Here is a 26,743-nt window from a genome sequence, read left to right on the forward strand (position 1 = left end):
AACGCCATGGCCGCCACTCCGGAAAACCCCACTCCCGCCGCCGCCCGCCGCAAGGCCGGGCGCCACCGTGGCGAGGGTCAGTGGGCCGTGGGGCACTTCACCCCCCTGAACGGCAATGAGCAGTTCAAGAAGGACGACGACGGTCTCAATGTGCGGACACGTATTGAGACGGTCTACTCGAAGCGCGGCTTCGACTCGATCGACCCCAACGACCTGCGCGGACGCATGCGCTGGTGGGGTCTCTACACCCAGCGCAAGCAGGGTCTTGACGGCACCAAGACGGGCGTCCTGGAGCCGGAGGAGCTGGACGACGAGTACTTCATGCTCCGCGTCCGCATCGACGGCGGCCGGCTGACCACCGAGCAGCTCCGCGTCATCGGCGAGATCTCCGAGGAGTTCGCCCGCGGCACCGCCGACATCACGGACCGGCAGAACGTCCAGTACCACTGGATCCGCATCGAGGACGTCCCCGAGATCTGGAACCGCCTGGAGGCGGTCGGCCTGTCGACCACCGAGGCCTGCGGCGACACCCCGCGTGTCATCCTCGGCTCCCCCGTGGCCGGCATCGCCGCGGACGAGATCATCGACGGCACCCCCGCCATCGAGGAGATCTACCGCCGCATCGTCGGCAACAAGGACTTCTCCAACCTGCCCCGGAAGTTCAAGTCCGCGGTCTCCGGCTCGCCGCTGCTCGACGTGGCGCACGAGATCAACGACATCGCCTTCGTCGGCGTGGAGCACCCGGAGCACGGCCCCGGTTTCGACGTGTGGGTCGGCGGCGGCCTGTCCACCAACCCGAAGCTCGGCGTCCGCCTCGGCACCTGGGTCTCCCTCGACGAGGTCCCGGACGTCTACGAGGGCGTCATCTCGATCTTCCGCGACTACGGCTACCGCCGGCTGCGCAACCGCGCCCGCCTGAAGTTCCTCGTCGCCGACTGGGGCCCGGAGAAGTTCCGCCAGGTCCTGGAGGACGAGTACCTCAAGCGCAAGCTGACGGACGGCCCCGCCCCCGTGCAGCCCGCGGGCCGCTGGCGCGACCACGTCGGCGTCCACCGGCAGAAGGACGGCAAGTTCTACGTCGGCTTCGCGCCCCGCGTCGGCCGCGTCGACGGCGCCACCCTGACGAAGATCGCCGCGATCGCCGAGGAGCACGGCTCCGGCCGGGTCCGCACCACCGCCGAGCAGAAGATGCTCGTCCTCGACATCGAGGAGGCGCAGGTCGACTCGATCGTCTCCGCCCTGGAGGCGCTGGACCTGCGCGTCACCCCCTCGCCGTTCCGGCGCGGCACGATGGCCTGCACCGGCATCGAGTTCTGCAAGCTCGCGATCGTCGAGACGAAGGGCCGCGGCTCCTCGCTCATCGACGAACTGGAGCGCCGCATCCCGGAGTTCGACGAGCCGCTGACGATCAACATCAACGGCTGCCCGAACGCCTGCGCCCGCATCCAGGTCGCGGACATCGGTCTCAAGGGCCAGCTGGTCCTGGACGACCAGGGCAACCGCGTCGAGGGCTACCAGGTCCACCTGGGCGGCGCGCTCGGCCTCGAGGCCGGCTTCGGCCGCAAGGTCCGCGGCCTCAAGGTCACGGCGGCCGAGCTCCCGGACTACGTGGAGCGGGTCCTCAAGCGCTTCCAGGCGGAGCGCGAGACGGGCGAGCGCTTCGCGACCTGGGCGGCCCGCGCGTCGGAGGAGGCCCTCTCATGAGCGAGCGAGCCGCACCGTTCCACTGCCCCTACTGCGGGGACGAGGACCTGCGCCCCAACGAGCAGGGTCACGGCGCCTGGGAATGCGCCGCGTGCAGTCGAGCCTTCCAGCTGAAGTTCCTGGGGCTCCTCGCCCCGGCGACTTCGGACAACCCCACTGGGAGGGAATCGATATGACGATCACTCAGGACGCGACCGCGGCCGACCTGAAGGCACTCGCCGAGCAGGCCGGCCGTGATCTGGAGGACGCCTCCGCCCTGGAGATCCTCCGTTGGGCCGTGGACACCTTCGGCGACCGCTTCTGCGTCACCTCCTCCATGGAGGACGCGGTCGTCGCCCACCTGGCCTCCCGGGTCAAGCCCGGTGTGGACGTCGTCTTCCTCGACACGGGCTACCACTTCGAGGAGACCATCGGCACCCGCGACGCCGTGGACGCCGTCATGGACGTCAACGTCATCACCCTGACCCCGCGTCAGACGGTGGCCGAGCAGGACGCCGAGTACGGTCCGAAGCTCCACGACCGCGACCCCGACCTGTGCTGCGCGCTGCGCAAGGTCAAGCCGCTGGAGGAGGGCCTCACCGCCTACGGCGCCTGGGCCACCGGCCTGCGCCGCGACGAGTCCCCCACCCGGGCCAACACCCCGGTCGTCGGCTGGGACGAGAAGCGGCAGAAGGTCAAGGTCTCCCCCATCGCCCGCTGGACGCAGGACGACGTCGACGCGTACGTCACGGAGCACGGTGTCCTCACCAACCCGCTCCTCATGGACGGTTACGCCTCCGTCGGCTGCGCCCCCTGCACCCGCCGCGTGCTGGAGGGCGAGGACGCCCGGGCCGGACGCTGGGCCGGACGCGCCAAGACCGAATGCGGGCTGCACGGCTGATGACCCCCACCCCTCAGACCTCCCAGGAGAACCACGTGACCGGTGCCACCATCTGGCTCACCGGCCTGCCGAGCGCCGGAAAGACCACCATCGCGTACGAGCTGGCCGGCCGCCTCCGCGAGGAGGGCCAGGCCGTAGAGATCCTCGACGGCGACGAGATCCGCGAGTTCCTCTCGGCGGGCCTCGGCTTCACCCGCGAGGACCGGCACACCAACGTGCAGCGGATCGGCTTCGTCGCCGAGCTGCTCGCCTCGCACGGCGTGAAGGTCCTGGTCCCGGTCATCGCCCCGTACAACGACAGCCGCGAGGCGGTCCGCAAGCGCCACCAGGCCGAGGGCACCGCCTTCGTCGAGGTGCACGTGGCCACCCCCGTGGAGGTCTGCTCCGTCCGCGACGTGAAGGGCCTCTACGCCAAGCAGGCCGCGGGCGAGATCTCCGGCCTCACCGGCGTCGACGACCCGTACGAGGCGCCCGAGAACCCCGATCTCCGGATCGAGTCCCAGAACCAGACCGTGCAGGAGTCCGCGGCGCAGCTCTACGCGCTGCTCACTGAGAGGGGTCTGCTGTGACCACCGTCGTCCACGCTCACGACACCACGGACAGTCCGTTCGCGCTGTCGCACCTCGACTCCCTGGAGTCCGAGGCCGTCCACATCTTCCGTGAGGTGGCGGGCGAGTTCGAGCGGCCGGTGATCCTCTTCTCCGGCGGCAAGGACTCCATCGTCATGCTGCACCTGGCGCTGAAGGCCTTCGCCCCGGCGCCGGTCCCCTTCACGCTCCTCCACGTCGACACCGGGCACAACTTCCCCGAGGTCATCGAGTACCGCGACCGCGTCGTCGCCCAGCACGGGCTGCGGCTGCACGTGGCCTCGGTGCAGGAGTACATCGACGCCGGCAAGCTCCGCGAGCGCCCCGACGGCACCCGCAACCCGCTGCAGACCGTCCCGCTGACCGAGGCGATCCAGCAGCACCGCTTCGACGCCGTCTTCGGCGGCGGCCGCCGCGACGAGGAGAAGGCCCGCGCCAAGGAGCGGGTGTTCTCGCTGCGCGACGAGTTCTCGCAGTGGGACCCGCGCCGCCAGCGCCCCGAGCTGTGGCAGCTCTACAACGGCCGGCACGCCCCCGGCGAGCACGTCCGGGTCTTCCCGCTCTCCAACTGGACCGAGCTGGACGTCTGGCAGTACATCGCCCGTGAGGGCATCGAGCTGCCGGAGATCTACTTCGCCCACGAGCGTGACGTCTTCGCCCGCAACGGCATGTGGCTGACCGCCGGCGAGTGGGGCGGCCCCAAGGGCAACGAGACGGTCGAGAAGCGGCTCATCCGCTACCGCACCGTCGGCGACATGTCCTGCACGGGTGCCGTCGACTCCGACGCCACCACGCTGGACGCCGTCATCGCCGAGATCGCCGCCTCCCGCCTCACCGAGCGGGGCGCGACCCGCGCCGACGACAAGATGTCCGAGGCCGCGATGGAAGACCGCAAGCGCGAAGGGTACTTCTAATGAGCACGTCCACCGAGCAGTTCGCCGACGTCTCGGCCACCACCCTGCTGCGTTTCGCCACCGCCGGCTCCGTCGACGACGGCAAGTCCACCCTGGTGGGCCGGCTCCTCCACGACTCCAAGTCGGTCCTCGCCGACCAGCTGGAGGCCGTGGAGCACGCCTCGCGCTCCCGCGGCCAGGAGGCGCCCGACCTGGCGCTCCTCACCGACGGTCTGCGGGCCGAGCGCGAGCAGGGCATCACGATCGACGTGGCCTACCGCTACTTCGCGACGCCCCGCCGGCGCTTCATCCTCGCCGACACCCCCGGGCACGTGCAGTACACCCGGAACATGGTCACCGGCGCCTCCACCGCCGAGCTGGCCGTGGTCCTCGTCGACGCCCGCAACGGCGTCGTCGAGCAGACCCGCCGGCACGCGGCCGTCGCCGCGCTGCTCCGCGTCCCGCACGTGGTCCTCGCCGTGAACAAGATGGACCTGGTCGACTACCAGGAGCCCGTCTTCGCCGCGATCGCCGAGGAGTTCACGACGTACGCCTCCGAGCTCGGCGTCCCGGAGATCACCGCGATCCCGATCTCGGCGCTCGCCGGCGACAACGTCGTGGAGCCGTCCGCGAACATGGACTGGTACGGCGGCCCGACGGTCCTGGAGCACCTGGAGACCGTCCCGGTCAGCCACGACCTGACGGCCTGCCACGCCCGCTTCCCCGTGCAGTACGTGATCCGGCCGCAGACCGCCGAGCACCCCGACTACCGGGGCTACGCCGGTCAGATCGCCGCCGGTGCCTTCCGGGTCGGCGAGGAGATCACCGTCCTGCCGTCGGGGAAGAAGTCGACGATCACGGGGATCGACGCGCTGGGCACCGGTCTTGAATCAAACACAGCCGTGGACATCGCCTGGGCCCCGCAGTCGGTGACGATCCGGCTCGCCGACGACATCGACATCTCGCGCGGCGACCTGCTCGCCCCGAGCGGCGACGCCCCGGCCACCAGCCAGGACGTCGAGGCGACGGTCTGCCACGTGGCGGACCAGCCGCTCGCCGTCGGCCAGCGGGTCCTGCTCAAGCACACCACGCGCACGGTCAAGGCGATCGTCAAGGACATCCCCTCGCGGCTGACCCTCGACGACCTCTCCCAGCACCCGAACCCGGGTCAGCTGGTCGCCAACGACATCGGCCGGGTCGTGGTCCGCACCGCCGAGCCGCTCGCGCTCGACGCGTACGCGGACTCCCGCCGTACCGGATCGTTCCTGCTGATCGACCCCGCGGACGGCACCACGCTCGCGGCCGGCATGGCGGGCGAGTCCTTCGCCACGACCAAGGCCGTCGCCGCGGTGGACGAGGAAGAAGGGTGGGATTTCTGAGATGAGCCAGAACGTCTACGCCACCTTCGCGAAGGAGGGCGGCCGGGTCGGCTCCGGCGCCCTCGGTGCGGGCATGGGAGGTGTCGCGCGATGTGCGTGCTGACCTCGATGTGCCGCGCGATCGGTACGCACCGGCTCCACCCGCTCCACCCCGAACGACATAGACGCAGACTTCGCTGAGAAGTTGAACCGAGGGGAACACCACCCGTGCCTGCCACCACCCGTATCACCCTGCGCCGCGGCCTGGCCGCCGCCGCCGCCCTGCCGCTGCTGATCGGCGCGCTCGCCTCCTGCGGCTACGGCTCCGAGTCCAAGAACGACGACGACTCCACGAAGAAGGTGGCCGCCGAGGGCGAGAAGCTCTCCGCCGACACCGTACGGCTCGGGTACTTCCCCAACCTCACGCACGCCACCGCGCTGGTGGGTGACCAGGAGGGCATCCTCCAGAAGGAGCTGGGCGGCACCAAGCTGGTGTCCACCACCTTCAACGCGGGCCCGTCCGAGATCGAGGCGCTGAACGCCGGCTCCATCGACATCGGCTTCATCGGCCCGTCGCCGTCCATCAACGGCTACGTCAAGACCAAGGGCACCAACCTCCGCATCGTCGGCGGCGCCGCCTCCGGTGGCGTGAAGCTCGTGGTGAACCCGGCGAAGATCAAGACCCTGGACGACGTCAAGGGCAAGAAGATCGCCACCCCGCAGCTCGGCAACACGCAGGACGTGGCCTTCCTCAACTGGATCTCCGAGAAGGGCTGGAAGGTCGACGCCCAGAGCGGCAAGGGCGACGTCTCCGTGGTCCGCACGGACAACAAGGTCACCCCGAACGCCTACGCCTCCGGCGCCATCGACGGTGCCTGGGTGCCCGAGCCGACCGCGTCGAAGCTGGTCAGCGACGGCGCGAAGGTGCTGCTCGACGAGTCCGACCTGTGGCCGGACAAGAAGTTCGTCATCACGAACATCATCGTGTCGCAGAAGTTCCTGAAGGAGCACCCGGACGTCGTCGAGGCGTTCCTGCGCGGTTCGGTGAAGACCAACGAGTGGATCAACGCCAACCAGGACAAGGCGAAGGCCTCGGCCAACGCCAAGCTGAAGGCCCTCTCGGGCAAGGCGCTGGGCGCCAAGGTGATCGACGCCGCGTGGCCGTCCATCGGCTTCATCAACGACCCGCTGGCGGCCACCCTCCAGGCCCAGGCCGACCACGCCGTCAAGGCCGGTCTCCTGAAGAAGCCCGAGCTCTCCGGCATCTACGACCTGAAGCCGCTCAACAAGGTCCTCAAGGCCGCGGGTCAGCCCGAGGTCTCCGACGCCGGTCTCGGCGCGAAGTAACAGCCCGCAGCTGATCCCCAGGAGGTGACGACCATGGCCACGACCACGACGCTCGCCAAGGCCGAGGACCGTGCGACGGCGACCCATGCCGCCCGCATCGAGCATGTCTCCAAGTCCTTCGGCGGACCCGCCGGCGGGCAGCTCGTCCTCGACGACATCTCGCTCGATGTCGCCCCCGGCGAGTTCGTCACCCTCCTGGGCGCCTCGGGCTGCGGCAAGTCCACGCTGCTCAACCTGGTCGCCGGGCTCGACCGGCCGTCCGCGGGGTCCATCGAGACCCCCGGCGGCCGGCCGGCCCTGATGTTCCAGGAGCACGCCCTCTTCCCGTGGCTCACCGCGGGCAAGAACATCGAACTGGCCCTGCGGCTGCGCGGGGTGCCCAAGGCCGAGCGGCGCGAGGAGGCCGAGCGCCTCCTGACCCTCGTCCGGCTCGGCGGCTCGTACGACAAGCGGGTCCACGAGCTGTCCGGCGGCATGCGCCAGCGCGTCGCGCTGGCCCGCGCGCTCGCCCAGGACAGCGACCTGCTCCTGATGGACGAGCCGTTCGCCGCGCTCGACGCCATCACCCGGGACGTGCTGCACGACGAACTGACCCGGATCTGGCGGGAGACGAAGCTGTCGGTGCTCTTCGTCACCCACAACGTGCGCGAGGCCGTGCGCCTTGCCGAGCGTGTCGTCCTCCTCTCGTCCCGGCCCGGCCGGATCGCGCACGAGTGGACCATCGACATCCCTCAGCCGCGCCGCATCGAGGACGCCGCCGTCGCGGAACTGTCCGTCGAGATCACCGAGCACCTGCGTGGGGAGATCCGCCGTCATGGCCAGCACTGACATCACACCGAAGACCGACGACCTCGCCGGCCTCGAAGCCGGCCTGGACGCCCTCGACACCGTGCAGATCCGGCGGACCCCGGTCCGCGAGGTGCTGGTCAAGAAGGTGCTTCCGCCGGTCGTCGCCGTCGTCCTCGTCCTGGTCGTGTGGCAGCTCCTGGTGTCCCTGAAGGTCACCGACGAGTACAAGCTGCCCGCGCCGTCCGCCGTGTGGGACAGCCTGACCGCGATGTGGCTGGAGGGCACGCTCCTCGAAGTCCTGTGGACCAGCGTCTCCCGGGCCCTGTTCGGCTTCCTCCTGTCGCTCGCCATCGGCACCCCGCTGGGCCTGCTCGTCTCCCGGGTGAAGTTCGTGCGCGCGGCGATCGGCCCGATCCTCGCGGGGCTCCAGTCGCTGCCCTCGGTGGCCTGGGTCGCGCCGGCCGTCCTGTGGCTCGGCCTCAACGACAGCATGATGTACGCGGTGATCCTGCTCGGCGCCGTCCCCTCGATCGCCAACGGCCTGGTGGCCGGCGTCGACCAGGTCCCGCCGCTCTTCCTGCGGGCCGGCCAGACGCTCGGCGCGACGGGGCTCAAGGGCGCCTGGCACATCGTGATGCCGGCCGCGCTCCCCGGCTACCTCGCCGGTCTCAAGCAGGGCTGGGCGTTCTCCTGGCGTTCGCTGATGGCCGCGGAGATCATCGCCTCCTCGCCGGACCTGGGCCTCGGCCTCGGCCAGCTCCTGGAGAACGGCCGCAACAACATCGACATGGCCGGGATCTTCCTGGCGATCATCCTGATCCTGATCGTCGGCATCGCCATCGACCTGCTCATCTTCAGCCCGTTGGAGCGCGCGGTCCTCCGCCGCCGCGGCCTGCTCACGAAGGCCTGACCATGAACCGCCCCGCCCTCCCGTCGCCCACCACCGCCCTTGCAAGGAAGCGCTCCGCGCCTTTCCTTTTGGTCGTCGCCCACGGCAGCCGCGATCCGCGGCACGCGGCGACCGTCCAGGCGCTCGTGCGCCGGGCCGGTGCGCTGCGGCCGGGGCTGCGCGTGGAGACGGCGTTCCTGGACTTCAACCTCCCGTCGGTGCCGGGGGTCCTGGACCGCCTCGCCGCCGACGGGGTACGGGACGTGGTGGCCCTGCCGCTGCTGCTGACCCGGGCGTTCCACGCGAAGGCCGACATCCCCGCCGTACTGCGCCAGGCTCCCGCGTCCCTGAACATCCGTCAGGCGGAGGTCCTGGGCCCCTCGCCGCTGCTGATCGCGGCGGTGGAACGGCGGTTGTACGAGGCCGGGCTCGGGCCCGGCGACAAGGGCTCGACCGGGGTCGTCCTGGCCTCGGCGGGCTCCACAGACCCGGAGGCGATCGCGGTGATCGCAGAAACGGCGCGGGAGCTGCGGCGCACCGGTTGGTGCTCCGTGCGGCCCGCGTTCGCCTCCGCATCCCTTCCGCGCACGGAGGAAGCGGTACGGGCGCTCCGCGCCGAGCCGGGCGTCCGGCGGGTGGCGGTCGCCCCGTACGTCATCGCCCCGGGCCGCCTCCCGGACCGCATCGCGGCGGGCGCGGCCGGGGCCGATGTCCTGGCGGACGTCCTGGGTCCCTCCCCCGAACTGGCCCGTCTGCTCCTGGAGCGCTACGACGGCGCCCGCGCGGCCCGCCGTCCGGTCGCCCGGACCGCCTGACCCTTCGGGTTCCGTCCACTCATCGCGACAGGTGTCGCCGCCGGGTAAAATGGCCGGTGAAATGGTTCGGCTCCGGCTGGACTCCGGCCCGGCCGGAACCGGCGAGACATCGACTCCATTGATCCCCGAGGAACGCTCATGGGTATCCTCGCTCACTCGAATCTGCGCAGCCGGCGGCATGCGACCGTCGGCATGGCGGCGGTCGTGGCGGCCGCCATCAGCCTCGCCGTTCCCGGCGCGACCTCGGCGCACGCCGCACCCGCGGGCGCCCCCGACGCGCCCTCTCTGGTGAATTGCGGGACGACGCTGCCGTGGCTGTCGCCGTACACCTTCGACGGCCATCTGAAGCTCAACGGCGGCTGCTTCACGCTCGGCCGTCATGTCTTCCTCATGGTGAAGCACAACAACGGCACCATCTTCTTCAAGAAGTGGGTCTTCGCCAAGGAGAACCCGAGCCTGGCCGGAGGCTGGGTCAACACCGACACCGGCCTGAAGGCTCCCTGCGCCGGCCCGAGCAACGGCTATGCGCGGGGGTACGACGAGGCCACGGACAGGTGGTCGCCCCGGTACCCCGTGACGATCTGCGTCGCCTTCGACTAGCTGAGCCTTCGACTAGCTGAGCCGTCGACTAGTTGAGCCTTCGCAGCCGAGCCTTCGACTAGCTGAAGTCGAGGCCCCCGGTGCGGGTGCGCTTCAGCTCGAAGAGGTCGGGGTGGGAAGCCAGGACCCTGAAGCTGTCGAAGAGTTCGGCCGCCTTCTCGCCGCGCGGGATCGCCCGCAGGACCGGGCCGAACCAGACGGTGCCGTCCACGTGGATCGTCGGGGTGCCGACGTACCCCTCCGCCTCGGGGTCCTTGCCCGCCTCGTGGCTGCGGCGGACCGCGGCGTCGTACGCCGGGTCGTGGGCGGCGGCGGCCAGCTCGGGCGGGAGGCCGAGCTCGGTGAGCGATTCGGCGATGACCGCGTCGAAGTCCTTCTGCTTCTTCTCGTGGATGCGGGTGCCGTACGCGGTGTAGAGCGGGCGCAGGATCTCCTCGCCGTGCTGTTCGGCGGCGGCGGCCGCCACCCGGACCGGGCCGATGGAGGCGTCGACGAGCTCGCGGTACCAGTCGGGGAGTTCGTTGCCCTCGTTGTGGAAGTACAGGCTCATGACCTTGAAGCGGAGGTCGATGTCCCGGTGGCGCTCGACTTCCAGGATCCAGCGGGAGGTGATCCAGGCGAAGGGGCAGGCGGGGTCGAAGTAGACGTCGACGGTGGGGCGGGGCGCAGTGTGCTCGGTGCTCGTCATGAGGTCGAATCTAGTGGGCAGTTGGCCCGTGGCCACGGGCCATTCCGCGCCCTCTCGACTGGGCCACTCCGGGGTCAGTCGCCCCGCGTCATCTCGACGAGCTTGACCACTGTGTTCCAGTTCCGGCCGGTGGCGACGAGGCCCTTCACCACGGACGGGCGGGAGACGGCCTCGCCGAGCTTGGACTTCCCGAGGCCTTCGGGGGCGTAGAGGTAGAGCACCCGGTCGCCGAGGGCGAAGTCCTCGGGGAGGAAGGCCTCGCGGTCGATCGCGGCGAAGCGCGCGGGGTCGGCGGCCTCCGAGTAGTAGATGGCGTGGAGCTGCTTGCCCTCCAGTTCGGCGGCCGGGAAGGGGCAGGCGTCGGCGACGGCCGCGAGGTAGTCGCCGTCGCGGACGAGGCAGTCGACGCGGAAGCCGAAGCGCTCCTCGATCGCGTCTTCGAGCGCGATGGTGAGCTCGTCCTCGCCGGCACCGGAGTCGGTGGTGAAGACGGCGTTCCCGCTCTGGAGGTAGGTGCGGACGTCGGTGTGCCCGAGCTCTTCGAGGAGCTTCCGGAGTTCCGCCATGGGGACCTTGCGGCGCCCGCTGACGTTGATGCCGCGGAGCAGGGCCGCGTAGGTCTTCGTCATGGGCTCAATCTAGTCGGCCACCGTGCCGCGTGGGGGGCGGCGCGGTGGCCGGTTCGAACACTGTCCGATCGAGGAGTTCCGGAGAAGACCCTTCACCCATCTGTGACTTATTCAACAAGGTTTCGTAATCACGAATCCGTCATCTGCGCTGATAGCGGGCGAGAACCCGGTTGCCGTCCTCGACCAGGCGCCTGCGCAGTTCGCCGCCGTCGATGGCGCCGCTGTAGTACTCCTGGAAGGCCGGGGTGGCCACCTTGTCCTTCCACTCCGGGTAGCCGCGCACCGACTGCGCCGGCGCCGGCCGCAGGTGTTCGGCCACCGCCGCCCCGGTCGCCCAGCCGTCCCGCGCGGTGTGCAGGGAGGGGTCGGCGAGCGCGGCGGTGCCGGTGGGCAGCATCCAGTCGCCCCGGGCGAGCCGCACCATGTTCGCCGGGCGCAGGAAGAAGTCGAGGAACCGGGCGGCCTCCTGCTTGTGGGGGCTGTCCTCGGCGATCGACAGGGTCTGCGGGGAGACGCCCTGGGCGAGCCCCTCGGCGCCGGCGGGCGCGGGCAGCACCGTCCACTCGAAGCCCTTGGGCGCCTGCTGCACGATCTGCTGCCGGTAGGCGAATCCGAGGGGGACCATGGCGTACTTGCCGGCGAAGAAGCCGGGCAGGGTGTCGGAGCCGCCGCTGCCGAGCGTGGTGCGCGGGGCGGTCCGGTCGCTGACGACCAGGTCGTGGATGGTGCCGGGGACGATGCCGTCGGAGTCGGTGAAGTCGACGGTCACCCGGCCGTCCGGGCCCCGGTGGAAGAGCCGGCCGCCGGCCGAGACCCCGAGGTTGAGGCTGACGGAGACGGGCTCCTTGAGGGGCCAGGCGACCGCGTAGCGGCCGCTGCCCATGGTCCGGGTGAGGTCCTGGGCGATCTGCCGGAACTCGGTCCAGCTCCAGGGCTTCTCCGGGGTGGGGACGCGGACGCCGGAGGACTCCAGGATCTTCCGGTTGGCGATGAGGACGCGCGGTTCCTGGAGGAAGGGCACGCCGTAGACGCCCTGGCCGAAGGTGGTGGTCTCCCAGCTGCGGGCGGGGATGTCGGCGCGCAGCCGCTCGGAGAGCAGCGGGCGGAGGTCGGCGAGGTGGCCGCCGTAGGCGAAGTCGGACAGGTCGTCGGAGGCGTCGTGGATGATGTCGGGCGCCTCGCCGCCCTCGAAGGAGGTGAGGAGCTGGTCGTGGACGGAGTCCCAGCTGCCCTGGACGTACTCGACCTGGATGTCGGGGTGGGCGGCGTTCCACTCCTTCACCAGCTGCCGGTTGGCGTCGACGGACTCCTTCTGCCAGGCGAGGGACTGGAAGCGGAGCCGTACGACGCCGTCGTCGGGTCCGTCTCCCCCGGCGGTGCAGCCGGTGAGGAGCAGGGCGAGCGCGGCGGCGAGGGCGAGGATCCGTCTCATGACTTCACCGCCCCGGTGAGCATCCCGCCCGTGATCCGTCTCTGGAGGAGGCCGAAGACGAGGAGGGAGGGCAGGGTGGCGAGGAAGGCCGCGGCGGCGAGCGGGCCGAGGTCGGCGACGCCCTCGGCGCCGAGGAAGTGGGTGAGGACGACCGGGAGGGTCTGTTTCTCGGGGGTCTTGAGGAGGACGAGCGCGAAGAAGAACTCGTTCCAGGCGGTGACGAAGGCGAAGAGCGCGGTGGCGACGATGCCCGGGGCGAGCAGCGGGGCGGTGACGGAGACGAGGGTACGGATCCGGCCGGCGCCGTCGACGGCCGCGGCCTCCTCCAGTTCGGCCGGGACGGCCCTGACGTACCCCATGAGCATCCAGAGGGCGAAGGGCAGCGACCACACCACGTACACCAGGACGAGCCCGGCGACGCTGTTGATCAGGTGCAGGTTCTTGAGGATGAGGAAGAGCGGGATGATCACGAGGACGAAGGGGAACGCCTGGCTGATCACCACCCAGCCGGTGGCGGCCCCGGCGAGCCGGCCGCGGTGGCGGGCCGTCACATAGGCGAGCGGGGTCGCGACGGCCACCGCGATCACGGCGGCGGAGACGGCGGCGAGCAGGCTGTTCGCGGCGGCCCTGAGCAGCGGCTGCTCGTCGAAGGCCTGCCGGAAGTTGTCGAGGGTGGGGTTCTCCGGGATCCACGTGGGGTGGAGCGAGGCCAGTTCGGGCGCGGGCTTGAAGGCGGTGGACAGCAGCCAGAGGAAGGGGAAGGCGAGGAAGACCAGGTAGGCGAGGAGGGCCAGGTACTGGCCCGCCCGCGCGGACCCACTCGTCCGGAGGGCGCTCACCGGTCCTGGTCCCCTTTCAGACGGCGTACGAGGGAGAGGGCGATGAGCACCGAGACGGCGGCGACCATCACGCAGCCCATCGCGGCGGCGTAGCCGAACTGCCCGTAGCGGAAGGCCTCTTCGTAGGCGAAGAGCATGGGCAGCCGGGTCCGGCCGCCGGGTCCGCCGTTGGTCAGGACGTAGACCAGGGCGAAGGAGTTGAAGTTCCAGATGAGGTTGAGGGCGGTGATGGCGAGGGCCACCGGCCGGAGCGCCGGCCAGGTGACGGCGCGGAAGCGGCGCCAGGCGCCGGCGCCGTCGAGGGCGGCGGCCTCGTGGAGTTCGCGCGGGGTGTTCTGGAGTCCGGCGAGCAGGGCGACGGTGGTCTGCGGCATGCCGGCCCAGACGCCGACGACGATGACGGCGGGCAGGGCGGTGGCGAGGCCGGAGAGCCAGTCGTGGCCCTCGCCGAGGCCCAGGTTCCGCAGGGACTCGTTGAGGATGCCGGCGTCGGGGTTGTAGACGAGCCGCCACATGATGCCGACGACGACCTCCGGCATCGCCCAGGGGACGATGGCGAGGGCCCGCGCCAGCCAGCGGAAGCGGAGTTTCTGGTCGAGCAGGAGGGCGAGGCCGAGGGCGAGCAGGAACTGGGGGATCGTGACCCCGACGGCCCAGACGACGCCGATGCGGAACGACTCCCAGAAGAGGGTGTCGTGGAGCAGGTCCTGGAAGTTGAGGGTGCCGACCCAGCGGGTGGCCTGGGTGCGGCCGGACTGGGCGTCGGTGAAGGCGAGCGCGATGCCGTAGAGGAGGGGTCCGACGCTGAGGACGAGGATCGGCAGGAGTGCCGGGAGCACCAGGAACCAGGCGCCGAGGTCGGGGCCGCGCGGCCGTGTCCCGGGGGCGGCGCGGGGTGTGCGCGCCCGGCGGGGCCGCTCGGCCGTGGTCACCGAGCTCATCGAGGGCCCCCCGGCCGTCTGGTCGCGGTCACTGAGCTCACGATCCGACCCCCGTCCACACCGCTGCTGCCGCCGTCCGGAATCCCGCCATGGTGCTGACGGCGCGTCGGCCCGTCAAGGCGACGGGCGTGGTGAGCTGCGCGGATGGGAGACTTTGGCGCAAACACATGGGTGAGGAGTGGTCGATGGACGAGGCGCGGGCACGGGAGATCCTGGCCGGGGCGGGGCTGCCGGTCGCGGGTGCGCGGCTGCTCGCCCTGGGCGAGAACGCGGTCTTCGCCCTGGGCGACCTGGTGGTGAAGGTCGGCCGGGACGCGGAGCTGATCGAGCGGGCGGAGCGGGAGCTCGCGCTGGCCTCCTGGCTGGAAGCCGCCGGGGTCCCGGCGGTCCGGGCCGCCGAGGAGAAGCCGCGCCTGGTGGACGGGCATCCGGTGACCGTCTGGCACCGGCTGCCGGAGGCGGTGCGCCCCACGGAGCCCCGTGATCTCGCCCCTCTGCTGCGGGCGGTGCACGCGCTGCCCGAACCGACCGGGTTCACGCTCCCGCGCCGTGAGCTGCTCGGCGGGGTGGAGCGGTGGCTGCGGCTCGCGGGGGACGCGATCGACCCGGCGGACGCGGCGTTCCTGCGGGAGCGGCGCGATTCCTTCGCCCCGGCGGCGGCCGCGCTCACCCCGCGTCTGACGCCGGGCCCGATCCACGGGGACGCCCTCCCGCGGAACGTCCACGTCGGCCCGGACGGGCCGGTCCTGGTGGACCTGGAGACCTTCTCCTCGGACCTGCGCGAGCACGACCTGGTGGTCCTCGCGCTCTCCCGGGACCGGTACGGCCTGGACCCGGCGGCGTACGAGGCCTTCACCGAGGCGTACGGCTGGGACGTCCGGGAGTGGGAGGGGTGCGCGGTGCTGCGCGGGGCGCGGGAGACCGCGAGCTGCGCGTGGGTGGCGCAGCACGCGCCGACGAACCCGAAGGCGCTCGCCGAGTTCGAGCGGCGGGTGGCCTCGCTGCGGGACGGTGACCCCGAGGTGCGCTGGTACCCCTTCTGACATCATGGTGACCGCCGAACCGGCCAGTGACGAACGGGGTGTTGAGATGCGTGTCGAACTGTCCGAGGTGACCCTCGACGTCGAGGTGGGCGGGGAGGGGCCGGCCGTGTTGCTCGTGCACGGCTTCCCGGACAGCCACCGCCTGTGGCGGCACCAGGTCCCGGCGCTGCACGCGGCCGGTTTCCGGACCGTCGTGCCCACGCTGCGGGGCTTCGGCGACTCCGACCGGCCGGAGGGCGGTCCCGAGGCGTACCACCCGGGCAAGCACGTCGGCGACATGGTCGAGCTCCTGGCGCACCTCGACCTCGACCAGGTCCATCTGGTGGGCCACGACTGGGGTTCGGGCATCGCACAGGCCGTGACCCAGTTCTTCCCGGACCGGGTGCGGAGCCTGAGCATCCTGTCCGTGGGTCACCTGGGGTCCATCCGGGCCGCCGGCTGGGAGCAGAAGCAGCGCTCCTGGTACATGCTGCTGTTCCAGCTGGCCGGGGTCGCCGAGGACTGGCTCGCGCGGGACGACTACGCCAACCTGCGGGAGATGCTGGGCGAGCACCCGGACGCCGAGGCCGCGATCGAGACGCTGCGCGCGCCCGGCGCGCTGACGGCCGCACTGGACATCTACCGCGCGGGTCTGCCGCCGGAGGTCCAGTTCGGCGCGGACGTGCCGGCGGTGCCGCTGCCGGAGTCGGTCCCGGTGATGGGCCTGTGGTCGACCGGCGACCGTTTCCTCACCGAGCGCTCGATGTCCGGGACGGGCGAGTACGTCGCCGGCTCCTGGCGCTACGAGCGGGTCGAGGACGCGGGCCACTGGCTGCAGCTCGACCAGCCGGAGAAGGTCAACGAGCTGCTGCTCTCCTTCCTCAAGGAGAACGGCTAGCCGGCCACCGCGACCGCCGGGCGCAGGGGCCACGTGGAGTCGACGACCGCCTCCGCGTCGCCCTTGCGGCGCAGGAAGTCCTGGAAGTTCTCGGCCCAGGTCCGGTACCAGCCGATCTGCCGCTCGTGCAGCTCGGCCGGGTCGAGGGCGGCGACCTGGGGGTGCCGCTCGGCTATCGCGACGGCGACCCGGACGGCGGCGAGCGCGTCGGCGGCGGCCTGGTGGGCGGCTTCGAGGACCACGCCGTACTCCCCGCAGACCGCTTCCAGGGTCCGCTTGCCGCGCCGGTAGCGGTCGACGGCCCGGTCGATGGTGTACGGGTCGACGACCGGCCCGATGGCCGTCCCGCCGAGCCGCTCCTCCAGGGAGGGCAGGCCGTGGCGGCGCAGCTCGGCGGCGAGGAGCGTGAGGTCGAAGGAGGCGTTGTACGCGACGACCGGGACGCCGTCCTCCCAGTAGGCGGCGAGGGTCCGGGCGATCTCGTCGGCGACCTCGCGGGCGGGCCGGCCCTCGGCCGCCGCGCGCTCGGTGCTGATGCCGTGGATCGCGGAGGCCTGCTCCGGGATGCGGATGCCCGGGTCGGCGAGCCAGTCCCGCCGCTGCCTGACCTGTCCGCCGCCGTCGACCTCGACGATCGAGGCCGTGACGATACGGGCCTCCAGCGGTTCCGTGCCGGTCGTCTCCAGGTCGAAGCCGACCAGCGTGTCGCCGTGCCAAGCCATCGGGTCCTCCTTACGTGATCTCCCCCGTGGTGCTGACCACCCTCGCACGCACCACTGACAACGCCTTCGGCTGCCCCCGCCGAGGGGTCAGGAGACGGGCCGGGAGTCGAGCCAGACCGACTCGAACTCCTCCCGGTATGTCTCGAAAAGTCCGTGATCTCCGTCACGGGCGGGCTGCCCGTGCCGGACCACGTTCCGTCCGCCGCCGCGCAGGACGAGGACCGGGGCCTCCATGCCCCGGGCCCGGCGCAGATACGACTGGACGACACCGACCCCGTCCGGCCCGTCGCCGTCGACGAGGTAGGCGGTGAAGCGGGGCGTCTCGTCGAAGACGTGGATCTGGAAGGCGCCCGGGTCGCGCAGCTTCGAGCGGACCCGGCGCATGTGCAGGATGTTCATCTCGACCGAGCGGCTCAGCTCGCCCTTCTTCAGGCCGAGTTCCCGCTCGCGGCGCTTGACGGCGCTGCTCGCCGGGTTGAGGAAGAGCAGCCGGGTCCGGCAGCCGGACTCGGCGAGCCGGACCATGCGGCGGCCGGAGAAGTTCTGCACGAGCAGATTGAGGCCTATGCCGGTGGCGTCGAGGCGGCGGGCCCCGCCGAAGAGGTCCTCGGCGGGCAGCTGCCGCTGGAGCCGGACCCGGTCGGGGTGGACGGAGACGACGTCCGCGTACCGGTCGCCGACGAGGTCCTCGACCGCGTCGACGGGCAGCCGGTCGGCGGACGGCACCCCGGCCCCGCCGCCGAGGATCTCCAGGATGCGGGCGGAGGCCCGTTCGGACTGGGCGAGGACGGTCAGCGAGAGCGCCCGGTTGCGGGAGACCACGTTGCGCGTGACCTCCAGCTCGTCCAGGGCGAGTTCGACCTCGCGCCGGTCGTCGAAGTAGGGCTCGAAGCAGGGCCAGTGCTGCACCATCAGCTCGCGCAGCTGGGGCAGCGTGAGGAAGCTCAGCACGTTGTCGTCGGCCGGGTCGAGGAGGTAGCCCTTGCGCCGGGACACCTCGCGGACGGCGACGGCCCGCTGGACCCATTCCTGGCCGGCGGGACCGGCCGCGGCCACCACCCACTCCTCGCCGTGCACGGGCTCGTACACGGGCCGCAGGACGGCGGCGACGACGGCCCGCAGCCGCTGCTCGACCAGGTTCAGCCAGATGTAGGCCCGGCCGGCGCGCTGGGCCCGGGTGCGGACCTCGCTCCAGGCCTCGGCGCCCCAGTCGAGCTCCGCCCCGATCTCCACGGGCCTGCCGACGGTGACCGTGCCGGGCGGCACGACCGCGCCCGGCGGCAGGACCACGCCCGGAGGTACGGCCGCGCCCGGCGGCGCGACCGCTCCGGGCGGCGCCTCTGCCGGGTCGGCCGGGCCCCCTTCGTGACCCGCGTCACCTGGGGGCAGCTCCAGACCTCCCGAGCTCACCCGCGCACCGCCTTCTGCTCCCGGACACCCGTTCCGGCGGACAGGATGACCATGTGACAACGATCAAGGAAGGGTACTCCCCGAGCGGGAGGCGGTGCAGCAGGATCGTCAGGCTGCTTCCTCAACTCCCCAGATCCGGCTGCCCGTTCTGGGAGGCGAGATCGGCCGGAGTGAGCGGATTCATAGCGGTTACGTCCCTGGGCGCGAACTGGAAGCCCTGCCAGTGGACCGGCATCGGCTGCTGGTCCTCGTCCCGGGCGATGTGGTGGAACCCGATGTTGACCCACACGGACGGCTGAGTCAGCGTCTCGCCGTTGACCCACCTGTCGACGCTGTCGCCGGCGCCGGCCGGGCAGTTGCCGATGTTGTTGCTGGCGAACTTCTCGCAGGCGCGGTTCTGGGTGAAGTACACGTCGTGCTTGGTGAATCCGCGGCCCGCGTGCGTGTCGGTGTGGCCGGGCACGATCTCGTACGAGCGGGCGTGGCCGTCGGCGTTCTTGCCGGTGCCGCTGACCACCCGCCACCAGCGCATGTTCTTCGCGTCGCCGGCGAGTTCCTTGGTGACGACGGTCTTCTTCGTCTTCACGGTGGGTCCGCCGTTGCCGGCGGGCGCGCTGACGGTGGAGTCGAACTGCTCGATCCGGTCCTTGGTGGAGCCGTCGAGACCGAAGTCGAGCTTCCAGAACACGTTGTGGGCGTGGCTGGTGGCGTAGCCGCGGGCGCCCTTGCCGATGGGCCAGCCGCGGCCGTCGGTGGCGTTGTAGTCGACGGGCGAGAGGCTGCCGGTGGCTCCGACGTTGGCGCCGATGGTGCCGTCGGCGGTGAAGCGCCACTCGGTGATGTACTCGTACCAGCCGACCTTGTTGACGGTGTAGACGAGCAGGTCCTTGGCCTGGGCCGCCCAGACCTTCGAGCCGTTGTCGCTGGCCATGCGGTACGCGTGTCCACGCGCCCGCGTGGTGGTGCACAGGCCCTTGACGTCGCCGATCTCGGGCACCTTGACGGTGGTGAGGGTGCCGCCGGGGCACTCGGCCGGCTTGAGGTTCTGCAGGCCCCAGCCGAAGCCGGCGCCGGTGAGGTCGTCGTACTCGGCGCCGCCGTCGTCGTACGGCACGTGGATCTGGGCGAGCCGGGCGCTGTTGAGGACCTTGATGGGCGCGGTGGCGCCGGGCGGCTGGTAGGTGACGCGGTCGAGCGTGAGCCCGGCGTCGGTGTCGTAGCGCCAGCACATGCGCCAGGTGGTGCCGCCGTCGAGCTTCTGGGTGATGCGGTACGCGGCCGAGCAGTCGGGTGAGGCGGCGGGCGCCTGGTTCGGGCGGGCGGGCGGGGCGGGGGCCGCGGTGGCGCCGGTCGCCGGCCCTGCGGCGGCCGTGGCGGTGCCGAGCAGCACGGCGGCGGTCAGGACGGCGCCCCGCTTGCGGGCGCGCGGGTTGCTCCGGTGGGACATGGGGACGTACTCCCTCGTACGTGTCGTGAGGAGGCTGTGGAGTGGCCGGGGCGGTGGTCAGCCGACCCGGGTGACGGTCCTCGCGGAGAGGTCGACGATCAGGTTCCGGGTGTCGATCCAGGCCCCGTTGAGGACCTTGGTGACGAGCCGGACGCACCGGTGCTCCCCGCAACGGGCGAGCTGCGCGGGCACGTTCGCCTCGCGGTAGGTGCGGTAGACGTCGCCGTTGAACCACAGCTGTCCGGTGGAGGTGAGCTCCTTGCCGGTGGCGTCCTTGAAGTCCTCCTTGACGCCCTTGCCGAGCGGGCTCGCGAGGATCAGCTCCAGGGCCTCGCGCAGTTCCTCGGGGTGGGCGGAGGGCTGGACCCCGCGCTCCGCGCCGGACTTCTCGACCTTGCCGGTGTCGAGGTTGACGGTCTTCGTGAGGAGCTCGTCGCGCGCGTAGTCGTAGAGGCGGACATCGGCGCGGCGGGACGGGTCGCCCGGGACGGGGTCGGCCAGCCGGGTGCCGAGGCGCTGCGGGCCGCGGCCGCCGTCCACGTTCTGCTGGGCGGAGGCGGCGGGCGGGGTCAGCGCCAGCGTCTCGGCCCGTGCGAGCTCGTCGTCGGTGAGCGGGTCGCTGCCGACGCCCTTCTTCCCCTCGGCCGCGGGCGGGACGACGGTGGCGGGCGGCGGGGCGGTGCCGGTGTCCTGGACGCCCGCCTCCCCCTGCTGCGAGGCGCTGCCCGTGCCGCCCCCTGTCCGCGTACCGGCCGCGCCGGCGATGCCGGTGGACCCCCCGGTTCCGGCGGCCCCGTTCGCCCCTGCCTGCCCCGGCAGGCTGATGGCGACGGCGACGGCGGTGCCCGTCACCGCCATGGCCGCTCCGGCCACCACCTTCCCCAGGTGGCGGCGCACTATTTCGTACACACTTCCCCCTCTTTCCCCCTCTTGGTCTGCGGTCACCCGGTAGGACGGGGCGAAGTCCTAGGTGGTTGCCCTTCTTTCGGGCAGGATCTGGCCGAAGAACACCCACAAAACCCGGACAGAAGAGGAAGAATCTATATCCATGCAGGTCTGGCCGGGACAGGCGTACCCCCTGGGCGCCACCTATGACGGAGCGGGAACCAACTTCGCGGTCTTCTCGGAGGCCGCCCACAGGATCGAGCTGTGTCTGCTGCACGACGACGGCTCGGAGACGGCGGTGGAGCTGCGCGAGACCGACGCGTTCGTGCGGCATGCCTATCTGCCGGGCGTGATGCCCGGCCAGCGGTACGGGTTCCGCGTGCACGGCCCGTACGCGCCGGAGCGCGGGCTGCGCTGCAACGCGGCGAAGCTGCTGCTCGACCCGTACGCGCGCGCGGTGTCGGGGCAGGTGAAGTGGGGCGAGGCGGTGTACGGCTACCCGTTCGGGCGGCCCGACGCGCGGGGCGACCTGGACTCGGGGCCGCACACGATGACCTCGGTGGTCGTGAACCCCTACTTCGACTGGGGCGACGACCGGCGGCCGCGCACCGAGTACCACCACACGGTGATCTACGAGGCCCATGTGAAGGGCCTGACGATGCTGCACCCGGACCTTCCGGAGGAGCTGCGCGGGACGTACGCGGGGCTGGCGCACCCTTCGGTCATCGGCCATCTGAAGGAACTGGGCGTCACGGCGCTCGAACTGATGCCCGTGCACCAGTTCGTGAACGACCACCGTCTGGTGGACGCGGGGCTCGCCAACTACTGGGGCTACAACACGATCGGCTTCTTCGCCCCGCACAACGCCTACGCGTCCTGGGGCGACCGGGGCCAGCAGGTCCTGGAGTTCAAGTCGGCGGTCCGGGCGCTGCACCAGGCGGGCATCGAGGTCATCCTCGACGTGGTCTACAACCACACCGCCGAGGGCAACCACCTGGGCCCGACGCTCTCCTTCCGGGGCCTCGACAACCCCTCGTACTACCGGCTGTCGAACGACCCCCGGTACTACACGGACACCACCGGCACCGGGAACTCGCTGCTCATGCGCTCCCCGCACGTGCTCCAGCTGATCATGGACAGTCTGCGGTACTGGGTGACCGAGATGCACGTGGACGGTTTCCGCTTCGACCTGGCGGCCACCCTGGCCCGCCAGTTCCACGAGGTGGACCGGCTGTCCTCGTTCTTCGACCTGGTGCAGCAGGACCCGGTGGTGAGCCAGGTGAAGCTGATCGCCGAGCCCTGGGACGTCGGCGAGGGCGGCTACCAGGTGGGCAACTTCCCGCCGCTGTGGACCGAGTGGAACGGCAAGTACCGGGACTGTGTGCGGGACCTGTGGCGGGGCGAGCCGCGCACGCTCGCCGAGTTCGCCTCCCGGCTGACCGGCTCCTCCGATCTGTACCAGGACGACGGCCGGCGGCCGCTCGCCTCGGTCAACTTCGTGACCTGCCACGACGGCTTCACCCTGCGGGACCTCGTCTCGTACAACGACAAGCACAACGAGGCGAACGGCGAGGGCAACCGGGACGGCGAGAGCTACAACCGCTCCTGGAACTGCGGGGCCGAGGGCGAGACCGAGGACGTCGGGATCGCGGAGCTGCGCGCCCGCCAGATGCGCAACTTCCTCGCCACGCTGATGCTCTCGCAGGGCGTGCCGATGCTCAGCCACGGCGACGAGTTCGGGCGGACGCAGGGCGGCAACAACAACGCGTACTGCCAGGACAACGAGGTGTCCTGGGTGCGGTGGCCGAAGGAGAACAGCGAGGCGGAGGCCACGCTGCTGCGGTTCACGCGCGCGATGGTCCGGCTGCGCCGGGACCATCCGGTCTTCCGTCGCCGCCGCTTCTTCCACGGAAGGCCGGTGGAGGGCACCCACGACGAGCTGACGGACATCGCCTGGTTCACGCCCGAGGGCGAGGAGATGACGGCCCGCGACTGGCAGGCCGCGCACGCGAAGGCGCTGACGGTCTTCCTCAACGGCAACGCCATCTCGGAGCCGGGCACACAGGGCGAGCGGATCGCCGACGACTCCTTCCTGCTGATGTTCAACGCCTCATCGAAGGAGCTGGAGTTCGCGGTCCCCGACAGCCACGGCCGCTGCTGGCGGATGGTCGTGGACACCTCGGACCCGGAGGGCATGCCGCCGCAGGAGGGCCCTGAGCTCGCGGGAGGCGAGCGGGTGACGCTCGCTCCGCTCAGCCTGACCGTTCTGCGCCGACCGGCCTGAGTTCCCGCACGGGAGCCGTCACCCGCACCGTCCAGGACAGCAGCGCGCAGGCCACGGCCGCCCCCACCGCCACCGCGAAGGCGGCGGGGGCGCCGTGGCCTTCGGCGAGCCGGCCGGAGACGGCCAGCGCGAGCGCCTGGCCGCCCACGATCCCGCTGGTGAGGAAGGCCATCGACTCGGCGAGCCGGGTGGCCGGGACGGTCCGCTCGGTGAGCCCGAAGACGGTGATCAGATGCGGGGCGTAGGCGGCGCCGAGGACGACGACGACCGCGTACAGCGCGCCGAGGGAGCCGGCGAACAGCAGCGGTACGGAGAGGACGACGAGCCCGGCGGTCGCGGCGCGCCAGCGGGTCGTGAGCCCCATCCGGGCCGGCACGGCGGCCATGGAGAGGCCGACGGCGGCGCTCATGACGCCCATGGCCGCGTAGACGAGCCCGGCCTGGGCGGGGGCGCCGAGCTCCTCGGTGAGGGCGGTGATCCCGGCCTGCGAGGCGCCGAACATGGCGCCCTGGAGGACCATCGTGCCGCGCAGGGCGTACGCGGATCCCGGCAGCCGCGTCCGTTCGGCGGCACTCATTCGGGTGGTCGTGACGGGCACCGGGGCCGCGGCCGTCGGATGGAGCGCGAAGGCCGTCCCGCAGACGGCGAGCAGCAGCGCCGCCAGGAGCAGCGCGGCGGCCGGGTGGGCGAGGGCGGCGGCGAGGCCGACGAGGGCGGGGCCGAGGACGAAGGAGACCTCGTCGAGGGTGCCCTCGAAGGAGAGGACCGCGCCGACGAGCCGGTCGTCCGCCCCGGAGCGGCGGGCGAGGGCCACGGAGCGGGTCCTGGCGAGCGGCCCGACCTGCGGGACGGTGGCCCCGGCGAGTGCCCCGAGCACCATGAGCGGGCCGGTCGCGGCCTCGGCGAGGGCGGCGAGGACCAGGGCGGTGACGGCGACCGCGTTGGCCAGGGAGGCCGCGAGGACGACCCCGCGCTGGCCGTGCCGGTCGGCGAGCCGGCCGATGACGGGCCCGGCGACGGTCTGTCCGGCGGCGAGCGCGCCGCCGGTGAGTCCGGCGGTGGCGAGCGATCCGCTGGTCTCCGCGACCAGGAGCAGGCTGCCGAGCTGGCACATGGCGGTGGGCAGCCGGCCGAGGAACGAGACGACCGGCAGGGCCGGTCCCAGCAGGGACAGCGTGTCGCGATACATCCGGAGCATCACGCGAACGTAACGCGATGCACTCGAACGGGTGCATGGGGCGATGACACAGAAGCCCTCCGGCGGGGTACGTACGTTCGCATGACGCCCAATCCACCCACCTCGACCTACCGGCTGCAGCTCCAGCCCGAGTTCCCGTTCGCGGCCGCCGAGCGCGCCGTGCCGTACCTGGCCGGCCTCGGGGTCTCGCATCTGCACCTGTCCCCGGTCCTGGAGGCGGTGCCCGGCTCGACCCACGGCTACGACGTCACCGACCACCGGTCCGTACGGGCCGAACTGGGCGGCGAGGAGGGGCTGCGGGCCCTGGCGGCGACCGCGCGGGCGCACGGCCTCGGGCTCGTCGTGGACCTCGTGCCCAACCACATGGCGGCCTCCCCGCGCCACAACCACGCGCTGCGCGCCGTGCTCCGCGACGGCCCGGACTCGCCGTACGCCCGCTGGTTCGACATCGACTGGCGGGCCGGGGACGGCCGGATGCTGCTCCCGGTGCTGCCGGCGCGCCTCCCGGAGGTACGGGACGGGTTCCGGGTCTCGGGCGGGTCCCTGCACCTGGACGGCCAGGAGTTCCCGCTCCGTCCCGGCACCGAGGACCTGCCGCTCGACGAGCTGCTCGACGCCCAGTGGTACCGGCTCGGCTGGTGGCGGCTGGCCCGCACCGAGCTGGGCTACCGCCGCTTCTTCACCGTCTCGGAGCTCATCGGGGTGCGGGTGGAGGACCCCGAGGTGTTCGCGGCGAGCCACGCGAAGATCGTGGAGCTGGTCGCGGACGGGGTGATCGAGGGGCTGCGCATCGACCACCCGGACGGACTCGCCGACCCGCAGGGCTACTTGGAGGAGCTGGCGGCGGCGACCGGCGGGCGGTGCTGGACGGTCGTCGAGAAGATCCTCACGGGCGCGGAGACGCTGCCCGCCGACTGGCCGGTCGCGGGCACCACCGGGTACGACGCGCTGCGGCGGCTCGACGGCGTCTTCACGGACCCGGTCGGCGCCGACGAACTCGCCGATGTGTACCGGGAGTTCGTCGGCAAGGCCGGGGACCGGGGCGGCCGCTGGGAGGCGACGGAGCGCCGCGCCGCGTACGAGGTGGTCACCCATGACCTGGCGTCCGAGACGGCCGCGCTGACCCGGATCGCCGGGCGGATCTGCGCCGCCGATCCCAGGCTCCGGGACCACGCCCCCTGGGCGCTGCGCACCGCGATCCGGGAGCTCCTCGTCCGCGTCCCCGTCTACCGCCCCTACCGGACGGGCGGCGAGGAGGTGCTGACCCCGGAGGCGGCGCGCGGCGCGAAGGCCGCGTTCGCGGTGCCGGAGGAGGCTTCGGCCGTGGACACCGTGCGGGCGCTGGCGCTCGGCGGGCTCGGCGACGGTCCCGAACACCGGGCCTTCCGCGCGCGGTTCGCGCAGACCTCGTCCGCGTTGCGGGCCAAGTCCGTGGAGGACACCGCCTTCTACCGGTACGCGCCGCTGCTGTCGGCGAACGAGGTCGGCGGCGACGCGGGCCGTCCGGCGGTGCCGGTGGAGGAATTCCACGCGTACTGCCTGCGGATCGCCCGGGACTGGCCGGGCACCGGCACGGTGCTCTCCACGCACGACACCAAGCGCAGCGCGGACGTCCGGGCCGGGATCGCGGTGCTCTCCCAGTGCCCGGAGGTGTGGGCGGAGCTCCTCGCGGAGGTCGCCGGGGTGCCCGCGCCCGACGCGCACGTGGCGTGGACGGCCTGGCAGACGGCCTTCGGCTTCGGCGCCCCGGACCCGGACCGTCTCGGCCCGGCGATCCTCAAGTCCGTACGGGAGGCGGGGCTGCGGACCAGCTGGACCGAGCCGGACGCGGAGTACGAGCGGGCGGTGGCCGAGTTCACGGCGGCCGGGCCCGGCCGGATCCCGCTCCGGGCGGCCTCGGCGGCGGCCTTCGCCCTGGAGCCGCACATCCGGGCGCACGCGCTGGGCGCCGCGCTCGCGCAGCTCACGATGCCGGGGGTGCCGGAGCTGTACCAGAACACGGAGCGGGAGTACCGGGCGCTCGTCGACCCGGACAACCGGGCGCCGTTCGCGGTCGGCGAGGACGACGAGCGGACGGCCCTGGTCCGGGCGGCGCTGGGGCTGCGGCGGGCGCACCCGGAGGCCTTCGGGCCGGGCGGCACGTACGTCCCGCTCGCGGCGGAGGGCCCGGCGGCGGCGCACTGCCTGGCCTTCGCGCGCTCCGGACGGGCGATCACGGCCGTGACCCGGCTGTCCCTGCGGCTCGCTCAGGCGGGCGGCTGGCAGGACACGGAGCTGGTGCTGCCCGAGGGGCGCTGGGCCGACGCGCTGGACGGCGTACGGGAGTTCACGGGTGGAGCGGCGACGGAGGTCAAGCTGGCGGAGCTGTTCGCGGAGCGGCCGGTGGCGCTGCTGACCCGGGTGGAGTGAAGGGCCGCACCCGGAGTCGCACCCGGGTGGGGGGTCACCGCGATCCGGACCGTCGCCGGGATCCTCCCCGGCGTCCT

25 protein-coding genes are annotated in these 26,743 nt (G+C 72.0%); 15 read left to right on the forward strand and 10 right to left on the reverse strand.

The genetic code is table 11. The features are described 5' to 3' along the window. Positions 1-6 precede the first annotated feature (6 nt). The 11 genes from ACWGN5_RS11070 (at position 7) to ACWGN5_RS11120 (ending at position 9,862) form a co-directional block, all read left to right on the forward strand. Positions 7-1,704, forward strand: coding sequence for a nitrite/sulfite reductase (locus ACWGN5_RS11070; protein WP_453513471.1), 1,698 nt, complete (start codon positions 7-9; stop codon positions 1,702-1,704). Beyond that, positions 1,701-1,880 (forward strand): hypothetical protein, encoded by a 180-nt coding sequence (locus ACWGN5_RS11075; RefSeq protein ID WP_453513472.1) that lies wholly within the window; start codon positions 1,701-1,703, stop codon positions 1,878-1,880. The genes ACWGN5_RS11070 and ACWGN5_RS11075 overlap by 4 nt, the downstream gene beginning before the upstream one ends. Then, a complete protein-coding gene (locus tag ACWGN5_RS11080) occupies positions 1,877-2,584 on the forward strand; it encodes a phosphoadenylyl-sulfate reductase (protein ID WP_030692686.1) in 708 nt (235 codons plus the stop codon). Before ACWGN5_RS11075 ends, ACWGN5_RS11080 begins: the two co-directional genes overlap by 4 nt. Beyond that, complete coding sequence (gene cysC / locus ACWGN5_RS11085; protein ID WP_453513474.1) at positions 2,566-3,153, forward strand: adenylyl-sulfate kinase; 588 nt, start codon at positions 2,566-2,568, stop codon at positions 3,151-3,153. The genes ACWGN5_RS11080 and cysC overlap by 19 nt, the downstream gene beginning before the upstream one ends. Then, positions 3,150-4,085, forward strand: coding sequence for a sulfate adenylyltransferase subunit CysD (gene cysD / locus ACWGN5_RS11090; RefSeq protein WP_453513476.1), 936 nt, complete (start codon positions 3,150-3,152; stop codon positions 4,083-4,085). Before cysC ends, cysD begins: the two co-directional genes overlap by 4 nt. Next, the gene (locus ACWGN5_RS11095; RefSeq protein ID WP_453513478.1) at positions 4,085-5,443 is read left to right on the forward strand and encodes a sulfate adenylyltransferase subunit 1; all 1,359 of its coding nucleotides are present in this window, start codon (positions 4,085-4,087) and stop codon (positions 5,441-5,443) included. Before cysD ends, ACWGN5_RS11095 begins: the two co-directional genes overlap by 1 nt. A 207-nt stretch (positions 5,444-5,650) precedes the next feature. Then, positions 5,651-6,769, forward strand: a complete 1,119-nt coding sequence (locus ACWGN5_RS11100) for an aliphatic sulfonate ABC transporter substrate-binding protein (protein ID WP_453513479.1) — start codon at positions 5,651-5,653, stop codon at positions 6,767-6,769. Positions 6,770-6,802: 33 nt separating this feature from the next. After that, the gene (locus ACWGN5_RS11105; RefSeq protein ID WP_453513480.1) at positions 6,803-7,597 is read left to right on the forward strand and encodes an ABC transporter ATP-binding protein; all 795 of its coding nucleotides are present in this window, start codon (positions 6,803-6,805) and stop codon (positions 7,595-7,597) included. Next, positions 7,584-8,468: an ABC transporter permease gene (locus ACWGN5_RS11110; protein ID WP_453513482.1), complete on the forward strand. Its 885-nt coding sequence runs from the start codon at positions 7,584-7,586 to the stop codon at positions 8,466-8,468. Before ACWGN5_RS11105 ends, ACWGN5_RS11110 begins: the two co-directional genes overlap by 14 nt. A gap of 2 nt (positions 8,469-8,470) precedes the next feature. Then, positions 8,471-9,262 (forward strand): sirohydrochlorin chelatase, encoded by a 792-nt coding sequence (locus tag ACWGN5_RS11115; RefSeq protein WP_453513483.1) that lies wholly within the window; start codon positions 8,471-8,473, stop codon positions 9,260-9,262. A 138-nt stretch (positions 9,263-9,400) separates the two neighbouring features. Continuing rightward, the gene (locus ACWGN5_RS11120; protein ID WP_453513485.1) at positions 9,401-9,862 is read left to right on the forward strand and encodes a hypothetical protein; all 462 of its coding nucleotides are present in this window, start codon (positions 9,401-9,403) and stop codon (positions 9,860-9,862) included. A 58-nt stretch (positions 9,863-9,920) separates the two neighbouring features. Here the strand turns inward: ACWGN5_RS11120 and ACWGN5_RS11125 are convergent, their stop codons facing one another. The 5 genes from ACWGN5_RS11125 to ACWGN5_RS11145 all read right to left on the reverse strand — a co-directional run bounded on the left by ACWGN5_RS11125 (position 9,921) and on the right by ACWGN5_RS11145 (position 14,391). Continuing rightward, on the reverse strand, positions 9,921-10,550 hold the full coding sequence (locus ACWGN5_RS11125) for a mycothiol-dependent nitroreductase Rv2466c family protein (RefSeq protein ID WP_453513486.1): 630 nt from the start codon (positions 10,548-10,550) through the stop codon (positions 9,921-9,923). A 74-nt stretch (positions 10,551-10,624) separates the two neighbouring features. Beyond that, entirely contained in the window at positions 10,625-11,179 is a 555-nt protein-coding gene (locus tag ACWGN5_RS11130; RefSeq protein ID WP_453513488.1) for a DUF1697 domain-containing protein, read from the reverse strand. A 139-nt stretch (positions 11,180-11,318) separates the two neighbouring features. Continuing rightward, on the reverse strand, positions 11,319-12,611 hold the full coding sequence (locus ACWGN5_RS11135; RefSeq protein ID WP_453513490.1) for an ABC transporter substrate-binding protein: 1,293 nt from the start codon (positions 12,609-12,611) through the stop codon (positions 11,319-11,321). Next, the gene (locus ACWGN5_RS11140) at positions 12,608-13,450 is read right to left on the reverse strand and encodes a carbohydrate ABC transporter permease (protein ID WP_453513492.1); all 843 of its coding nucleotides are present in this window, start codon (positions 13,448-13,450) and stop codon (positions 12,608-12,610) included. The genes ACWGN5_RS11135 and ACWGN5_RS11140 overlap by 4 nt, the downstream gene beginning before the upstream one ends. Then, a complete protein-coding gene (locus tag ACWGN5_RS11145; RefSeq protein WP_453513493.1) occupies positions 13,447-14,391 on the reverse strand; it encodes a carbohydrate ABC transporter permease in 945 nt (314 codons plus the stop codon). The genes ACWGN5_RS11140 and ACWGN5_RS11145 overlap by 4 nt, the downstream gene beginning before the upstream one ends. Positions 14,392-14,576: 185 nt before the next feature. On the opposite strand from ACWGN5_RS11145, the gene ACWGN5_RS11150 reads away from it, so the two are divergent. Together ACWGN5_RS11150 and ACWGN5_RS11155 are read left to right on the forward strand one after the other, a co-directional pair. Next, the gene (locus ACWGN5_RS11150) at positions 14,577-15,434 is read left to right on the forward strand and encodes a phosphotransferase enzyme family protein (RefSeq protein ID WP_453513495.1); all 858 of its coding nucleotides are present in this window, start codon (positions 14,577-14,579) and stop codon (positions 15,432-15,434) included. 46 nt (positions 15,435-15,480) lie between these two features. Next, the gene (locus ACWGN5_RS11155; RefSeq protein WP_453513497.1) at positions 15,481-16,311 is read left to right on the forward strand and encodes an alpha/beta fold hydrolase; all 831 of its coding nucleotides are present in this window, start codon (positions 15,481-15,483) and stop codon (positions 16,309-16,311) included. Here the strand turns inward: ACWGN5_RS11155 and ACWGN5_RS11160 are convergent. The 4 genes from ACWGN5_RS11160 to ACWGN5_RS11175 form a co-directional block, all read right to left on the reverse strand. Further along, positions 16,308-17,033, reverse strand: a complete 726-nt coding sequence (locus tag ACWGN5_RS11160) for an exonuclease domain-containing protein (RefSeq protein ID WP_453513499.1) — start codon at positions 17,031-17,033, stop codon at positions 16,308-16,310. The two genes, ACWGN5_RS11155 and ACWGN5_RS11160, sit on opposite strands and share 4 nt — an antisense overlap. An 87-nt stretch (positions 17,034-17,120) precedes the next feature. Next, positions 17,121-18,443: an SAV2148 family HEPN domain-containing protein gene (locus ACWGN5_RS11165; protein WP_453513501.1), complete on the reverse strand. Its 1,323-nt coding sequence runs from the start codon at positions 18,441-18,443 to the stop codon at positions 17,121-17,123. A gap of 121 nt (positions 18,444-18,564) precedes the next feature. Then, complete coding sequence (locus ACWGN5_RS11170; protein WP_453513503.1) at positions 18,565-19,890, reverse strand: copper amine oxidase; 1,326 nt, start codon at positions 19,888-19,890, stop codon at positions 18,565-18,567. A 57-nt stretch (positions 19,891-19,947) separates the two neighbouring features. Beyond that, positions 19,948-20,799 (reverse strand): Tat pathway signal sequence domain protein, encoded by an 852-nt coding sequence (locus ACWGN5_RS11175; protein WP_453513505.1) that lies wholly within the window; start codon positions 20,797-20,799, stop codon positions 19,948-19,950. Positions 20,800-20,938: 139 nt separating this feature from the next. Here ACWGN5_RS11175 and glgX point away from each other — a divergent pair, with 139 nt between their 5' ends. Continuing rightward, entirely contained in the window at positions 20,939-23,059 is a 2,121-nt protein-coding gene (gene glgX / locus ACWGN5_RS11180; RefSeq protein WP_453513507.1) for a glycogen debranching protein GlgX, read from the forward strand. Here the strand turns inward: glgX and ACWGN5_RS11185 are convergent. Beyond that, complete coding sequence (locus ACWGN5_RS11185; RefSeq protein WP_453513579.1) at positions 23,028-24,248, reverse strand: MFS transporter; 1,221 nt, start codon at positions 24,246-24,248, stop codon at positions 23,028-23,030. The genes glgX and ACWGN5_RS11185 overlap by 32 nt on opposite strands. Positions 24,249-24,338: 90 nt before the next feature. Here ACWGN5_RS11185 and treY point away from each other — a divergent pair, with 90 nt between their 5' ends. Further along, on the forward strand, positions 24,339-26,666 hold the full coding sequence (gene treY / locus ACWGN5_RS11190; protein WP_453513508.1) for a malto-oligosyltrehalose synthase: 2,328 nt from the start codon (positions 24,339-24,341) through the stop codon (positions 26,664-26,666). Positions 26,667-26,743: the final 77 nt, after the last annotated feature.

This window comes from Streptomyces sp. NPDC055815, assembly GCF_053616475.1.